10 protein-coding genes are annotated in these 16,636 nt (G+C 52.3%); 2 read left to right on the top strand and 8 right to left on the bottom strand.

Annotated elements, in window-relative coordinates; genetic code table 11:
* Positions 1-41: 41 nt before the first annotated feature.
* Both AC6I7T_RS29815 and AC6I7T_RS29820 read right to left on the bottom strand, forming a co-directional pair.
* A complete protein-coding gene (locus tag AC6I7T_RS29815; protein WP_497791505.1) occupies positions 42-3,500 on the bottom strand; it encodes a protease pro-enzyme activation domain-containing protein in 3,459 nt (1,152 codons plus the stop codon).
* 518 nt (positions 3,501-4,018) lie between these two features.
* Positions 4,019-4,540 (bottom strand): nuclear transport factor 2 family protein, encoded by a 522-nt coding sequence (locus AC6I7T_RS29820; RefSeq protein WP_497791507.1) that lies wholly within the window; start codon positions 4,538-4,540, stop codon positions 4,019-4,021.
* A 131-nt stretch (positions 4,541-4,671) separates the two neighbouring features.
* Here AC6I7T_RS29820 and truB point away from each other — a divergent pair, with 131 nt between their 5' ends.
* Complete coding sequence (gene truB, locus AC6I7T_RS29825; protein WP_497791509.1) at positions 4,672-5,589, top strand: tRNA pseudouridine(55) synthase TruB; 918 nt, start codon at positions 4,672-4,674, stop codon at positions 5,587-5,589.
* A gap of 382 nt (positions 5,590-5,971) precedes the next feature.
* Positions 5,972-8,815 carry a diguanylate cyclase gene (locus tag AC6I7T_RS29830; protein ID WP_497791510.1) on the top strand — a complete coding sequence of 948 codons (2,844 nt, stop codon included), beginning with the start codon at positions 5,972-5,974 and terminating at the stop codon, positions 8,813-8,815.
* Between the two features lie 137 nt (positions 8,816-8,952).
* On the opposite strand, the gene AC6I7T_RS29835 is transcribed toward AC6I7T_RS29830, so the two are convergent.
* From AC6I7T_RS29835 to AC6I7T_RS29860, 6 genes are all read right to left on the bottom strand, one after another.
* A complete protein-coding gene (locus tag AC6I7T_RS29835) occupies positions 8,953-9,999 on the bottom strand; it encodes a protein-glutamate methylesterase/protein-glutamine glutaminase (RefSeq protein ID WP_497791512.1) in 1,047 nt (348 codons plus the stop codon).
* A 107-nt stretch (positions 10,000-10,106) separates the two neighbouring features.
* Positions 10,107-10,916: a CheR family methyltransferase gene (locus tag AC6I7T_RS29840; protein ID WP_497791514.1), complete on the bottom strand. Its 810-nt coding sequence runs from the start codon at positions 10,914-10,916 to the stop codon at positions 10,107-10,109.
* Between the two features lie 6 nt (positions 10,917-10,922).
* A complete protein-coding gene (locus AC6I7T_RS29845) occupies positions 10,923-11,438 on the bottom strand; it encodes a chemotaxis protein CheW (protein ID WP_497791515.1) in 516 nt (171 codons plus the stop codon).
* 9 nt (positions 11,439-11,447) lie between these two features.
* Positions 11,448-14,018, bottom strand: coding sequence for a methyl-accepting chemotaxis protein (locus AC6I7T_RS29850; RefSeq protein WP_497791516.1), 2,571 nt, complete (start codon positions 14,016-14,018; stop codon positions 11,448-11,450).
* Positions 14,019-14,064: 46 nt separating this feature from the next.
* The gene (locus AC6I7T_RS29855; RefSeq protein ID WP_497791517.1) at positions 14,065-16,200 is read right to left on the bottom strand and encodes a chemotaxis protein CheA; all 2,136 of its coding nucleotides are present in this window, start codon (positions 16,198-16,200) and stop codon (positions 14,065-14,067) included.
* Positions 16,197-16,529: an STAS domain-containing protein gene (locus AC6I7T_RS29860; protein ID WP_497791519.1), complete on the bottom strand. Its 333-nt coding sequence runs from the start codon at positions 16,527-16,529 to the stop codon at positions 16,197-16,199. Before AC6I7T_RS29860 ends, AC6I7T_RS29855 begins: the two co-directional genes overlap by 4 nt.
* Positions 16,530-16,636 lie beyond the last annotated feature (107 nt).

Here is a 16,636-nt window from a genome sequence, read left to right on the forward strand (position 1 = left end):
ATTGTCCCTCCCTCCTCTGATGATAGTGGGGCAGATGAAATCTATTGCACAGTGATGCTGATGGTTTGGCTGACCGTAATTGTGCCGGATATTCCCGTGATGGTCACAAGATAGGTTCCCTTGGTTGTGCCTGAAGTACCTGTATTCCCGGAACCTGCCCGGGCAACGACGTTTGCTCCGCATCCCACGGTGACGAAAGCAGTAGCAATAACAAGCAGAAGAAGTCCAAACGGCTTACTGGTCCGAAATCCTAGAGGAAGGCAGATAAGCAGAGCCGCCATAAGCGTGGCTGCCTCTACCGGTTGGTTTTGTAGCAGTGCCAGGACCGCAGGTCTTGTAGTGGAGATAGTCAGCTTGACTGTTACCGGAACATTTCCGGTGATCGGCACTAAATTGGATGGTCCGAAGCTCAACGTGGGAAGATTCTTGGCCCCGGAAGGGCTGGAGGTTATCCTGGCCGTTAGTATTACCTCGCCCGTAAAGCTCCCATTAGGAGTTAACGTAATGGTCGAGCAGATCCCTGCTGCTCCCTGTTGAAATACAACCGGAGTTCCGTCAATGGCAAAGGTAGACGCCGTGGTCACCGGTTCAACGACGGTGATCGTTGTGGAGTCCGATGCGTGATTGTAGACCGATGCGCTAACTGCATCTGGAGTGTAGATAGCGATTAGCCTATCCGAACCTGTGTCGAGCGATTGGGCTGTGACTGTGATGGTTGCGCTGCCGTTGTTCAGCGGCGTTGCCGCAGAGGTGTAGCTGCCACTCAAGAGTGTTACGACGCCGCCAGGAAGGGAATTTGTCGCCCCGCCGCTTACATTCACGGTTACCGGAAAGCTCTGCGCTTTTGAGACGGTAGCCGACAGCGGGATCACCTTCACGGCAGGCGTTAGCGGAGCTGTGCCCGATACCTCAATCGAGCGGGAATTCGAGGTACTGCTAAAGACCGGAGATCCTTGCGCGTCGGGAGTGTAACTTACCGTCAGAAAATAGCTCCCCGAGGGAAGGATTCCCGCTGGGAGCCGAAAGGATGCGTTTCCTGCAGACAAGGTCTTTGTGTCATTGTAATTAGCCACGAAAAGACCTACGGTTCCCGTCGGAAGCCCGGCGTCGGTTTCGGCAGAGAGTACGACGTTTACGGTCACATCTTCGGCGGTGGTAAGGCGGGATGCGGATAGCGTTACGTTTATCGCAGGAACAATTCGGTTCACAACCACCGTGCTGGAGCCGGAGGCGCTGTTAAAGATTGAGGAACTGATAGCATCGGGCGTGTAATCTACCGTCAGCTTATTACTGCCTAGCTGTAGCGATTCCGCCGGAATACTGATCGTTGCTCTGCCATTATTGAGCTTTACCGCTGTGGAGGAGTAGCCGCCGCTGGTTAAGACCACGGAACCGGTCGGCGCTGTCTGGCTGTTGGGACTTGAGACGGAAACTGTGACAATAAGCGATTGCAGAATAGTAATGCTCGTTGTAGAAGGCGTGACGGTTACAGCCGGGACAGGTTTTGCTGAGAAGTTTGCGAAGAAAGCTTGTACATCGAGCGATCCCAGGCCGGTGACAAGGTCATAGCCACTCGTGACCAGATATCCTGACTGCCCTCCGGAGAGTCCTGATGGAGAGGGCAGGCTGTTGTTGCACATGCTTGGTATGCCGGTGCTGCATCCTTCTACACCGCTTGTGGCAACAGTTACATCGTGGAATCCGGAAGCGGTTGAGGCTATTCGATAAAGTGCAGGATTCAGATTGCCCAGTGCCGTACCGATTTGTTGATCCAGCAAAGCCACTATTCCTGCCATGCTGGGTGCTGCATTCGATGTTCCACAGAAACCGAAAAAGCTATAGCTTGCGCCCTTGCTTATGCAACTGGCTCCACCTGCGGCAAAACAACCGAAGTAGGCGTCGTGGCACGAAGAGGAGAAGGCGAGATCGGGAGTATAGCGTCCGGCTCGCGCCGAGGGCACTCCGTTTCCTGTCTGCCAGGATGGAGTCGGGATGAAGGAGCTGACCCCGCCTCCCGAGGCTGCGGCCTGCGGATTGGCGTTGGCATCCAAAGGCTCATTCCATGCGCCTTCCGGTATGTAGTGGAAGGCAGAGGAGAGTCCTGAAGCATTTGTCGTGCTCCAGTAATCCGTGTAGTTCGCATCGTTGAACTGCGTGCCTCCGACGCAGGTAGCGTAGCTTGAGGAGCAGATGTAATTCGGGCTGATGCGAGTGGGGTTCGAGGGCGGCGTAGCGAAACTGGTATCGCAGCCTGCCGCACCCGAATCACCCGACGATACGAAGATGGAGATGCCTTCGGCGGCTCCTTGTTGAAAGAGAGAGTCCCAGAAGGCGACTCCGGCTCTTCCGGTGGAAGATTCGCAGGCTCCGAAGCTGATAGTCACTACCTGTGCGGGCAAAGGCGTTGTCTGGATCAGATATTGTGCGGCGGCGGCTAGCCCGCCTCCTGTCTTACTAGCGATGACGAGAAGTAGATTTGCCCCGGGAGCCACGCTGCCCGCGCGCAGTACGTCGAGCGTTGCTTCACTCTGGTCGTCGATGGAGACCCCGGCCCCCGGAGGTGTGGTGAGCGCAGGGCCTGGGTCCACGCCTCCGAAGTTTGTCGGCACAATTTCAACGGGAAGCATGAAGCTGCTCCCGGTTTTGTCCATAAAGTTTTGGAAGTCGGCTGGGTTTGTCCTGGAGCGGCCCACGATGCCAATCGTGTATCCGCTGCCTCGCAGGTTTGCTGGCAGATTGTAGATGGTCGCAAAATCGGCAGGAGAGAGATAATGCGTTCCATTCGGGATCGACATCTGCGGAGAAGCCAGCTGTGCTGCTGTTACAGCATGGGCGGGGTGTTCTTCCAAGGTATAAAGACCATGAATTGCGCGGATCGTAGAGGCCAGCGCCGTTGGAATCATTGGTTCGGAAGAGACCGACATCCGCTCTGTACCATTGACTCTGTACTTACGTAATTCAGTGTGGAAGGCGCGTCCAAGGTCTGCTGCTGTACCTCCAAAGCCAAGGAAGGTCCGGCTCGGGGAGATCCAGTTCACATGTAAGCCCTGCGACTGGAGCCATCCGCTTACAGTTGCGATATCCTGCTCTGCCGGTCCAAAGCGCTCTCCGATTTCTGCTGGTGTAAGCCAATGGTGGTATTCGGGTGCCGCAGGGTTCTGCTGCCCAGCAAGAAACTTCTCAAAGGCAAGTTGTTGCTCCGGAGATCTTGCGAGCACAAGTGTTATCTGATCCAAGACCTGATCTTGAGGGAGTAAGCCGATGCTGTTGTTTGCATTGGCCCAGAGTGGATGATGATTCCCCAAGGTCTGTAGCGCTGGTCCATCGGGTTGCGTTGCGATTCGATTTGACGATTGTGCCCGCAGGTTTGTGCCAGGAAGCCCCATGCTGATCGAGAGAAGATAGAGAAGAATGCACCAGATGCCAGGGAAGAGACGCTTCTGCAACGACGCCGTGCGCGTATCGATAGAGAATGCGGAACTGTGTACTGAGTAGCGCATACGATAGCTTTCTTCATCTCGGAACGCGCATGCACGGGAAGCTGGAGTGGTGAGGTTATCGTCAGGAGAAAAGACAATAGAACCGTTGCAGATATGCTGCCCGGCAATTCCGATGAGCAAGTCAGTTCACAAAACCCCCGTTGCGGAAACGGAGATATCGTTCAAACCGAATTCGATTTCGGTTTATATCTCTGCTGCCTGGTAACTAAATCAATGAAATGGTGAGAAAAGTGTAAGCCTGTGAGGAGGTAGTGCGCGGGGATATTCTCTTGCAAAGTTCCAATTTAGGTCGGGAATTGCGGTTGTCTCATTTTTGTAAAGAGAACTGTGATTGCTGGCATGCAATCAGTGGCGGAGGTACTTGACTTTTAGAGACTCACCTCGTTCTGAGGTGCGCCTCCGGTGATAACCGGACTACAGATAGGTTAAGAATCAAGCTAGTTACAGACGCCGTACTGTCATCCTTTTTCTCTGGCGCTTATGTAGCAACTTAAGCAGGAAGGCGCCACGGATATGTCCTACTCGGCTTGATGATGGTCAATGCTGATCACCCGAGTAATCTTCCATGTGCCATCTTTATAGCGCCAGATGTGCATGAATTTTGCTTCTCCCACGACGCCGTGGTCCTGCGTCCAGGGGTGAAGGAAGCGATGAACTCCAATCTCGACCGCTCCATAACCCGCGATGCTATACACCTGGAGAGTGCCGGGAACCAGCTCCCGCTTAACCTTTCCACAAAGGTTGTTCTTGATGGCATCGACAATTTGCGCTCCGCCCACCGTTAAGCCATTTTTATCGTGGTAGAACTCTGCGTCATCGGCCCAGAAGGAGGCCTCGGTTTTCATGTCGCATCGGTCAATCGCATCGAAGAGCTGATGATCAAGCCGTGAGATGGTTTGGAAGAGCTCCTCCGGGGGCTGGCCATTGTTTTCGCGGGCCGGGGACTGTGCAGCTGTTGTTTGGGCAATCAGTGGATTGCTCTGCAGAACGCATGACGAAAGTAAACCAATCAATAGGCCGGTTTGGAGTCGGAGATTCAAGTGGGTGCCTCCCTGGAGGGCAATAAAGTGCGTCTGCTCTGGATACGTCAAAAGCTCTGCAATCGTTCCAGGTCTGTGAATTGGCCGATGCCAAACTGGTTTTTGCAGTGTCTTGAGACTGTATCCACAGGATGGTTGATCCCAATCTCTCTGAAAACGGTATAGTTATTCAAGTGAACGGGCTTTTGATTTTAGACAAACCCGGCGGCATGACCTCTCAGGACGTGGTAACCCAGGTCCGGCGGCTGACCGGTGAAGATTCGATTGGACATTTGGGGACCTTGGACCCCATGGCGACTGGAGTTCTGCCTCTTTTATTAGGTCGCTATACGCGATTGGCTCAGTTTTTCTCCAAGGCTGAGAAAAGCTATTCCGGAACCATCCGTTTTGGCTTTGCTACCGATACTTATGATGCCGACGGGCAGCCGTCCTCGGCTCCTAACCCGATCAAGCTGACACTGGAAGAAGTTCGCAAGGCTGCGGAGCGTTTCCATGGACCGATGGAGCAGATGCCTCCTCCTTTCTCAGCGAAGAAGGTAGAGGGGAAGCGAGCCTATCAGTTGGCGCGGGAAGGGAAGCCTGTGACTCTGAAGCCCGCCAAGATCGATATCTTGCATTTCAGTATCGAGTCGTTCGAGGGCGACACGGCCAGTTTCCTTATGACAGTCAGTGCCGGTGGCTATGTCCGTTCCGTTGCGCACGAACTGGGGAACGATCTGGGGTGTGGAGCCCACCTCTCCAGTTTGAGGAGAACGGCTGCCGGAGACTTCTCGATTGAGCAGGCGATCTCTTTCGAACGCTTGCAGTCACTGGTTCGTGAGGGAAAGCTGGAAGCGTTCTTACCGCATCCCCGGCGAATTCTGCCGGAGTTTCCTTCCGTGAGTGTGGATGAGGTTACTGAAGGACGAGTGCGCAATGGAAATCAGGTGAACTTGCCTGAGTTCACTACGGCTCCGCTGGTGAAGGTCTTCGTCGGGCAGAGACATCTCTTGGCGATAGGGAAGCGTGTTGCCGGGACACTGTTTCAGCCGATTGTTGTCTTCGGATAGCCTTTGCCGAATCTATGGCCTGAAGGATATCCGTGCGGTATCCTTCAGTGCTCACTTTTAGGTCGAGGAAGTCTGTACTTTTGAGTTTGGTTGGATAAATAGCTCCATCCCTGCTTTGCAAGCTGAATTCGACTGACCGAACCAAAACGGTCCAATGGTTCAGCCCCCCAATTTTAGATACCAGCTTCTACACCACCTGACTCGGCAGAGTGCCTCTCCTCCATTTTGGGATTACACAAAAGTGCATAACCAAAGAGAACCTGTTCTTTTTAGGAGATGCCCTCAATAATAGTGGCACGTGAATCTGTCACCAAAGTTTCTCCGGGGTTGTGTCCCTCTGATCGCCCTGTTTGGCTTCCTGACAATGGGCTGGGGGCAGCACGTGCCGCTAAAAGTCTATGGCAGAATCCAGGGGCTTAAGAATCTGGATGTCAACTGCATGATTCAGGACCGTACGGGCTATCTCTGGGTGGGAACTGAAGATGGACTGTATCGCTATGACGGCAAGCACTTTCAGCGATTTACTCCGAAAGACGGCTTGGCGGATACCAATATCACCAATCTTGTCCAAGATGAAGAAGGAACAATCTGGATTGGAACTGCGATTGGAGTATCGGCCTGGAAGAACGGGCATTTCTATACCCTCCCTGATAGTCGCATTACACGCGGTGTAAGAAGCAACTCCTCGCTAGCCCCTTGGAAAGGTGGGGCGGTATTCGTGAGTTTGCAGACCCTCTGGCATGTGCGATATGAGTCGTCACCAGATACACAAGAAAAGCATTGGTTTCTCACTCCCTTTGCCCGCGATCATCTGGGAGAAGGAAGGGCTCGAAGTGCTTTTCGAGATATAACGGGTATTTTGTGGATAGGTTGCGATGAAGGCATCTGCCGTATCGGTAACGAAGCGGCTGGCGGTTGGTCCCAAGTTCCCTATATCCCGAAAGACAGATGGACAAGATTCGTTCAAACCAGGGACGGCGCCATATGGGTACGGGGTCAAAAACATATTCTCTATCTTCCTCATGGCAGCTCGAAATTTGAAGACCGTACTGGAGAGATCGGCTCCGAACTTATCGCTGACAATGGAGGCCCGATGGTGGAAGATGCTTCCGGTCGCCTTTTGGTCGGGATAAAAGGAGGCATTGTTTGGTGGAAAGATCGAGCATGGCAAAAGGTAGGTTTGTTTGACCGGCAAAGTCGAAGCAAGGTCTTCCCTTTAATTGGGGATAGAGAAGGCAATCTTTGGCTGCGAGAGGCCGGGCACGGAATCATTCGCGCTCTTGGCTATGGAAGATGGGAGAGTTGGACAGAAGAAGAAGGAATCATTGGTGGATCGGTTTACGGCATCCTCCACGATAGTAAAGATCGCCTTTGGGTAGCTAATCGTGAGGGACTTTTCATGAGCCCACCGCCGCATCGGCGGTTTCGGCACTTCTCTCCAGAGTTGCATTCCGCTGTGTTTCTGAAAACGATTGTTGAGACCAGTGATGGTGGGATCTGGGTTATGAGCGAGTCTGGAGCAGTTCTTTATATCGATCCTCAGACACTGCAAGTAACGGAAGTCCCAGTAGGGCCAGAACGAAGCTTACAGAAACTTGTGGGAGTGCCAGATGGTAATCTCTGGGTAGCCACTCGCGACGGTATTGCGATTCTCCAAAAAGCAGGAAACAGCTTTGCCGTCAATAAACTGTCTGATCCTGCGTCCCCTCAAGGCAATGTTATTGACATAGCCCGAGATAAAAATGGCGACCTTGTTGCACTGACGGCCGACAGGATATATCTCTACTCTCACCATCAATGGACTACGGTTGCTAAACCAAGCCGCTTGGCAAAGCTGGATCTCGACACTGTTGCTGCAACGGGAGACCATGCGATTTGGGTGAGTGCAAACGATACCCTTGGACGTCTAAAGCTGGAAAACAATACAGCTGGAAATCTCCAGTTGTTTCCCTCACGAGATCTGGTATCTAACATAGTTAATTTTATTGGAGCGGATTCGCGAGGGAATGTTTGGGTTGGAAGTGATAACGCTGTTATTCGCTATAGCGGAAACAATTGGCGAATCTATAGTACCGAAGACGGATTGTTGTGGGATGATACGGACCGGCATGCTTTCTTTGCTGATCGTGACGGGAGTGTATGGATTGGTACCGCCGATGGATTGAGCCATTTTCAGCCAGCAGGCCAAAGCCCTGAAGAGAACTTTCTCCCAAAGCCGATCATAGAAGCCGCCATGGGAAAAGAAATTTTAGGGACATCAGGCTCTTCGGCCTTTCCCTGGAATAATTCTACGCTTACGGCAAAGGTCTCCTCTCTGACCTATGTTCATGAATCGTCCATAACCTTTCAATACCGTCTTGTTGGGCTTGAAAAAGTCTGGACGTCGAGTGAGGATGGCATAATTCGCTATCCCAATCTGGCGCCAGGTACATACACACTCGAAGTGCGCAGCGTCGACGATGAACTGCATCGCGTCTCGGATGTATGTTCAGTATCTTTTACAATTTACGCTCCATGGTGGAAGCGGTGGCCCGCAGAAACGGCTATGTTATTGCTAATTCTTCTGGCGTTCATCTTCCTCGTACGCATCTGGGTTCGATATCTTCTAAAGCGTAAGTTACTCGAAGAACAGGCAACCAAGGATGGTCTGACGAAGTTGTGGAATAGAAATGCGGGAATCGAGATCTTTCGAACCAAGTTGATTCGAGCCTCACATCAGAAGAGCACCCTGGTGTTTGCCATGGTAGATATCGATTATTTTAAGCAGGTTAATGATTCGTATGGCCATTTAGCCGGGGATATGGTCCTGCGCGAAGTTGCTTCGCGTTTGCAATTTCACATCCGAACCGATGATACTGCTGCCCGTTATGGGGGAGAGGAATTCATCCTGGTCATGTCCGGCCTGACTGAAGAAGTGAGTATGCAACGGCTCTCTGCGGTTCACGAGGCTATTCGAGCCACGCCGATAGTATGCGGGGAGATTTCGATTCCAGTGACCTGTAGCATCGGTGCGCTATTTATCGACACGATAACAACAACTGCTGTCGAATACTATCTGCAGCGTGCAGATAATCTGTTATATGCAGCAAAGCACTCGGGGCGGGATCGAATCGAATTCGGCCATCTGTACAGCCAAAACGATGTGGGAATAAGCTTCTCTCCTTTCAGGGCGGTGGAGGAAGATAAGAAAGAGCAACACGACGAGCTGGTGATCAAGAGAACTTAATTCAGACTTCCTCTCGAAACTAATTCGACCAAGCATTACTGAAGGGGCTTGAAGGCCGACAAAGCTCCTCTTTCTATCCTCGCTCAGAGCTTTGTTTTTTGTCACTCCTCTGATAGAACCCGAATAGTTGTTTCCAATTAAGCTGTTCGAATGCCTCCACCGATGATTGCTGCCGGGATATCGTCAATGGGAAGAACCTGCTGGCACGCTCCTAGCAGTACTGCTTCTTTGGGCATTCCGTAGACCACACAGGTTTGTTCGTTTTGTGCGATGGTAAAGGCTCCGGAATCCTTCATCTCCTTTAGTCCATGGGCTCCATCATTTCCCATGCCTGTCATGATGATGCCGAGAGCGTTGCGCCCTGCATATTTCGCTACAGAGCGGAAGAGTACGTCTACGGACGGGCGATGACGATTTACTGGCGGTCCGCTGGAGATCTCCACTTGATACTGTGCCCCGTTGCGTCGTAGAGACATGTGCCGTCCTCCGGGAGCAATCAGTGCCCGGCCAGGAAGCACGCGGTCTCCACTCTGCGCCTCGCGCACTTCGATCTCGCAAAGCTGGTTGAGTCTCTGGGCGAAGGCCGCAGTGAATTTCTCCGGCATGTGTTGGACAATTACGATTCCGGGACAGACCTGAGGCAGTGCGCTCAGAACATATTCCAATGCCTGTGTTCCACCGGTCGAAGTTCCGATGGCGACGACAACATCTGTCGTTTGAGCCATTGCATTGGACGATGCTTTGGCCTGAGGGATCGATTGCCTTCGAGGCAGCTGCTTCATATTCGATTGCGCGGCCGACTTGATTGCATGGATCAGATCTTCGGCGGTGTCGGTGAGGAATTGCTTCAATCCTTCGGTTGGTTTAGCTATGACAGAAAAGGCTCCGGCAGCGAGAGCCTGCATGGAACTCTCCGTGCCCTTCTGTGTAAGTGTGGAGCAGACGATCACCGGAGTGGGATGCGTCTCCATGATCTTTTTGAGGAAGGTAATGCCATCCATTCTCGGCATCTCCAGATCGAGAACAATAACGTCGGGCCATTCCTTTTTCATCTTTTCCATAGCGAAGAGGGGATCCATCGCGGTGCCGATGACTTGAATGCCAGGATGCTCAGCGAGTATGCCGGTAAGGACCTGGCGTACCACGGCCGAATCATCGACCAGTAAAACCTTAATGGGTGACATTTGTGGGACCTCCGTTACTTTTAAGCCTGTGGGGAACAAAAATCTTCTAAATTTACAAGATCGGTAGTGCCTGTATTGGTAACTGTATTTGGAACACAACGGGATAACTACTTGGGTTTCTGATAAATCGAAGGCTTGATCAGCTTCAAAGTGTCAGTGATTCCGTTCAAACTTTCCGAATGGCTGACGATAAAGTATCCTCCCGGGCGCAATTGTTGTAACACGCGGCGTACGACTTTGCGTTTGGTTTCAACGTCGAAGTAGATCATGACATTGCGCAGAAAGATAACGTCGAAGTCGCCGAGCGCGGGAAGCGTTTCGTTCAGATTTAGGTGAAGAAAACGCACCCGATTACGCACAACGGAATCGATCAATACCTTCCCCTCTTGCGGTCCAATGCCCTTGAGACAGTATTTGATGAGCAGGTGCTTTGGCACATCTTCGACTTCCTCCAGGGTGTAAAGTCCGGCATTGGCTTGATCCAGAACACGCGTACTGATATCGGAGCCGATAACCTCCCAGGCGCGTTGCCCGAGGGTCTCTAGTAGAAGCATGGCGATGGAGTATGGTTCTTCTCCACTGGAACAGGCTCCACTCCAGATTCGTATTGAGGCCTGGCTTCGAATGTGCGGAAGGATCTTGTCCCGCAAAAAGTCGAAGTGTTTCTCCTCGCGAAAGAAGTAGGTTTCATTTGTAGTCAGCAGGTCTACAGCAGTCTGGAATTCGTCATGATCACGCATCAGGAGCTGGAAGTACTCTCCGTAGCTCTTCATGCTTTGATGTCGGATACGTTTAGCCAGCCGGCCACTCACAAGAGACATTTTTGTTTCGGCAAGGTTGATTCCGGCAGTCTGATAGATCATGCTCTGGAACTGCCGGAATTCTTTGTCGGATAGAGGAAGTGGTTCTGCGTTCAAAGGTCCTTACTCCGTGATCGATGCGAAGCTCGATAGTTCCTCGACAGAGAGCACACGGCCAACATCGAGGATGACGACAAATTTGTTGTTCATCTTGCCCATGCCTTCGATGAAGTCCGTGCGGATTTTTGCTCCGAAGGATGGAGGCGGTTCGACGTCGCTATCGGCCATTTCCAGTACTGCACTTACGGCGTCGACGACGACTCCTATATCCTGATGTCGCTCTCCATTCTCAACTTCGAGAATGATGATGCAGGTGCGGCGATAGATCTCCGTTTGCTTGCCATAGAAACGTGCTCCGAGATCGATCACCGGAACCACAGAGCCGCGAAGGTTGATGACACCGCGGATACTGTCCGGCATCATTGGAACTGTCGTAAGCTGTCCGTATTCGATGATCTCCTTTACATTTAAGGTGCCGACGGCGAAGGTTTCGCCGCCGAGCGAAAAGGTTAAGTACTGCTTAACGTCTGCTTCAGCGTCCGCAAGAGCTGTCGATCCTGAGTGAATGCTTTCTCTCATGCGTCCTCCCTAGAATCGAACGAATTCTGCCGGGGCAATGGCGCTATGCCGTGAGGCCGCTGGCTTGTTCGGTGTGTGTGCGGTATAGGCTGGCTCCGGTTTGTAGCTTGTGGAGACCTTTTGCCGTGGAGCATGGGACTCTCTGCCTCCAAGACCTTTGTCGGTCCTGAAGAAGCCCATGGTTTCCTGTAATTGCTCGGCCTGGCTGCTCATCTCTTCCGCCGTAGCGGCAAGCTCTTCCGAGGCGGAGGCATTTTGCTGCGTGATGAGAGAAAGCTGGCTCATTGCTGTATTGATTTGTCCTACACCGCTCGATTGCTCCTCCGATGCAGAAGCAATCTCCTGAACCAGATCCGAGGTCTTCGAGATACTCGGAACGATTTCGGTAAGCAGCGATCCTGCACGCTCGGCGAGAGCAACGCTGTTCTTGGCTACTTCGCTGATCTCTTCTGCCGCGACCTGGCTGCGCTCGGCAAGCTTGCGAACTTCGGCAGCGACAACGGCAAATCCCTTTCCATGCTCCCCGGCTCTTGCTGCCTCAATTGCGGCATTTAGAGCGAGAAGGTTGGTCTGATAGGCGATGTCGTCGATGATCCCGATCTTTTCGGCGATACTCTTCATCGCGCTGACGGTTTCTTTAACGGCATTGCCACCTTCAACTGCTTCCTTAGAGGCTTTGGTCGCCATACCATCGGTGACCTTTGCGTTCTCGGTATTTTGGTTGATCGATGCGGACATCTCCTCGACAGAAGAAGAGGTCTCTTCAACGTTCGCTGCCTGCTCGCTTGAAGCCTGGCTTAGACTCTGGGCAGTAGAACTTAGTTGCTCGGAGGCGCTGGCCAAGGCTGTTGCGGCTCCACGGACTTCCGTAATCGTCTGTGCTAAACGTGTAACCGTGTTGTTGACGCTCTCGCAGAGTTGGCGCAACTGTCCACGATATTCTTTGTCAATGGTCTCAGTGAGGTCTCCATTTTCGATGGCGGCCATAACGCGGGTAATTTCATTGACGGGTCCGACGATAGCTTCCATAACTCCGTTCAGGCCATCGACGATCTTGCGGAAGTCGCCCATGTGACGGCTCGCATCGGCACGGACGTCGAGTTGTCCCTCTACAGCTGCACTCGCCAACAGGTTGGCATCGGCGATTAGGGCCTTGATATTGTCCCTCACCTGCTCGATGGTGTCGTTGATGAAGCGCTTCTTGCCGGGGAACTGTTCAAGTGGAGCTTCAAAGTTGCCTTCGCCGAATTCCTTGACACAGGCCATGGCCTTTTTCTTAACGGTGATGTGGCCCTGGACCATGTTGTTGACACCGTTAGCCATCAGTTTGAAGTCGCCCTGGAACTTCGAGGCGTCGATAGTAACATCGATATCGCCCTTATCGTGCTCGGCGGACATGTGGTTCATGTCTACGATGAAGGTCTTAAGATTGCCGCGCATCTTTTCGATGGTGTCGTTGATGAAGCGCTTCTTGCCTGGGAATTGTTCGAGGGCGGCATCGAAGTTGCCTTCGCCGAATTCCTTGATGCAGGCCATGGCCTTTTTCTTGACGGTGATATGGCCCTGGACCATGTTGTTGACACCGTCGGCCATTACCTTGAAAGTGCCCTGGAACTTCGAGGCATCGATGGTGACGTCGATATCGCCTTTATCGTGCTCGGTGGACATGTGGTTCATGTCTGCGATGAAGGTCTTGAGGTTGCTGCGCATCTTTTCGATAGTGTCGTTGATGAAGCGCTTCTTGCCTGGGAATTGTTCGAGGGTGGCATCGAAGTTGCCTTCGCCGAATTCCTTGATGCAGGCCATGGCCTTTTTCTTAACGGTGATGTGGCCCTGGACCATGATGTTGACGCCTTCGGCCATCAACCGGTAGTCACCTTGAAACTTCGAGGCGTCAATGGTGACATCGATATCGCCCTTGTCATGCTCGACGGACATATTGTTGAGGTCGGCAATGAAGATCTTGATATTACTGCGCATTTTTTCGATGGTGTCGTTAATGAAGCGCTTTTTGCCGGGGAACTGTTCGAGTGCAGCATCGAAGTTGCCCTCACCGAATTCCTTGATACAGGCCATGGCTTTTTTCTTAACCGTGATGTGGCCGTTTACCATGTCATTGACGCCGGTCACCATGGTTTTATAAGCCCCTTGATACTTGGAGCTGTCCATGATGACGTCAATATCGCCCTTGTCATGTTCGGCGGACATGTGGTTCAAATCTGCCATCAAGGTTTTCAGTGTGCCTGTCATCTGACGCATGGCATAAAGAAGACTGCTGTTATCTCCTGGCTGTGTGTGGATCTCCGTGGAGAGATTACCCTGAGCAATATCATTTGCGATCTGCGTTGCCTGAGAGGGGTCACCACCTAGCTGGCTTTTCAGACTGCGATGAAACCAAAAGCCGATACCTCCGGTTACAGAGAGAGACAGCAGGGTTGCGATCCAGATAAAGCCTGCGCCGGAGGCTGTTCCCGTTTGCTGACACGCTAGTCCGAGCATATGTTGGCTTACTCCGGCCAGGAGCAGCGTTCCGAGGAAGGATGAGACCAGAAACAACGCGATTTGCTTTGATACTTTCATGATTCAACTTTTTCTCCTAGAGTCTTGGAAACTTTGATCGTTTTGGCTAGTTCGCTTCCGCGTACGTTGCCTGGTTTGGATTTCGAGAGCCGATGCCTGTTATTTGCCTGACGATTCCGGGAACATCGAGGATTAAAGATACTTCTCCATCTCCGAGAATGGTGAAGCCGCTAATCCCTTTCAGATGGCTGAAGAGTTGCCCTAATGGCTTGATGACGGTTTGGAACTCGCCCATCAATTGATCGACGACGAGTCCGACTCGCTTGTCTGCATACTTTACGACCACTACGTTTTGCCTGCGCGCCGGTTCGTCATCGATCTCGAAGAGATCTCGTAACCGTATGAATGGCAATACTTCGCCACGTAGATTGAGATAATCGTGTCCGCTTTCAAGTTCCTGGCAGTCGCGTGGCAGTTCGATGCACTCGACGACCATATCTAACGGCACAACATAACTGGCGCCGCCCACACCGATCAGGAAGCCGTCAATGATGGCTAACGTTAGCGGCAGGCGAATGCGAATGGTGGAGCCCATTCCTGGGACACTTTCAAGATCTATGCTTCCGCGCAATGCCTGGATGTTCTTTCTGACAACGTCCATGCCAACGCCCCGGCCGGAAAGATTGCTGATCTGGTCGGCGGTCGAGAATCCCGGCTCGAAGATCAGGTTATAGATCTCACGATCGGTAAGGTTCGCTCCCTCCGGAATGAGTCCGCGATCGATGGCTTTGCTGAGGATCTTCTCTTTATTGAGTCCACCACCATCGTCGGAGACTTCAATTACGATGCTGCCGGAATCGTGATAGGCATTCAGAAAGACAGTTCCTTGAGCGGCCTTGCCTCGGGCAAGACGTGTTTCGGCCGGCTCAATTCCGTGATCCATTGAATTGCGGACGAGGTGCGTGAGGGGATCGGCGATCTTCTCCACGACAGTCTTGTCCAATTCCGTCTCGGCTCCGCCGATCTTGAGGCGAATATCTTTGCCCAGCTCTTTTGAGACATCTCGCACGACACGTTGAAAGCGGTTAAAAGTAGCTCCGATCTGGACCATACGAAGATTTAGAGCCGAGTCGCGCACATTCTCGACCAGCCGGGAAAGATCTCCGGTGGCTTCTGTCAGGGATGGAATTGCTTCACGACGGGCCAGAAGATTAACCCCAGCTCCGGCTATGATAAGTTCTCCAACCAGATTGATCAGGTTATCCAGCTTTGCGGCATCAACGCGGATCAACGTGTTTTCCGTCGCTATAGATTTTGCCGCGGTTGCTTCGGTCTTTTCCTGGATTGCTCCGGTTGTGCTTCCATCTGTAGTGGAAGATTGTGCAGCTTCAATCGGGCGGTCCCGTAACTCCTCAGCCGTGAGCGTTCCACATTGGAGAAATACTTCTTCCAGGTATCCGTTCTCTTCCGGTAGGTCTGTGATCAACTGTTTGTATGCGGAGATTACACTCTGCGGCGGCAAGACGTTGATCCGGCTCTCGTCGCGTACAAAGTCAAAGGTTTCGTCGATCTCCGCTTGGGTGGCATCACTCCGATAGCTAAGTTCGAAGCCGAGATAACAATTCTCCGGGTCCATTTCGGCCATCGGTGGTATCGAGCCTGTCATGGGAACGATGTGAACGATCTTTCCAATGCTGTCCAGATAACGAAGGCAGGCCAGAGGGTCCAAACCGTTTCGCATGATATTTCGTCCGAAACGCAACGAGAGATGCCAGTTTTCGGTTGCAGCGCATTGTCCTTCTTCTGCCGATGACTGTGTTTGCGGGGCTTCGAGGACCTCCGGTTTTTCACCGGAGGCCAGATAGACTTGCATACGCGCGGATAGCTGTTCGCTCTTGCGGGCCGTTTCCGTATCGAGCTTCTCACCTTGAGAAGTTTGCAGTACCAAGACTCCGATCTGATCGCACACTTCGAGAAACAGTGCCGTCAGCTCTTCGGTGAAGGGAAGTTCGCCGCTACGCACGCGATCCAATACACTTTCGGCCACGTGCGTAAAGCTGACTACTGTTTCAAGTCCGAAGAGCCCGGCAGAGCCCTTGATGGTGTGAGCTGCGCGAAAGACGGAGTTGACGATATCGGGATCGGGCTGCGAATTCTCGATCCTTAATAACGCCTCTTCCATCTCTTGCAACAACTGCTGGCTCTCGACCACGAACGTCTTGAGTACCTCGTCGAAGTTCATGCTATTTCCTTAGCTTCGAGTTCGGAGTAGAGATCGTTACAGAAGTAAGTCTGCAAACCGCTCATCTCCAATGCTGAGGCAACGGACGGACTGACCTGCGCCAATGTAAATGCTTTTCCTCTTAGGATTGCTTCCATCTTTGTGAGGACCAGGAGCTGTAGTCCTGCGGTATCGATGGATTCAATATAGGAAAGGTCGAGATTGACTCCGCTGTCTTGTTCAAAGGCTATGTCCAGTAGCTTTTTGCATTCAGCAGCGGTGTAGATTGTTAGTTCGCCGGGGAAGAAGACCCATAAGTGCTCGTTTGGGGGTGTCATGCTGTTCGCCATAGTCGCCTCTCTTTGTGATTCGTGGTAACGGGAATCCCTGCAATGATTCGTAAATCGAAGACAAGGATTTCCCGTTTCCCTCGCATACGTATCTTGCGGGGAGATTG

The sequence above is a fragment of the Humiphilus diazotrophicus genome, assembly GCF_059726315.1.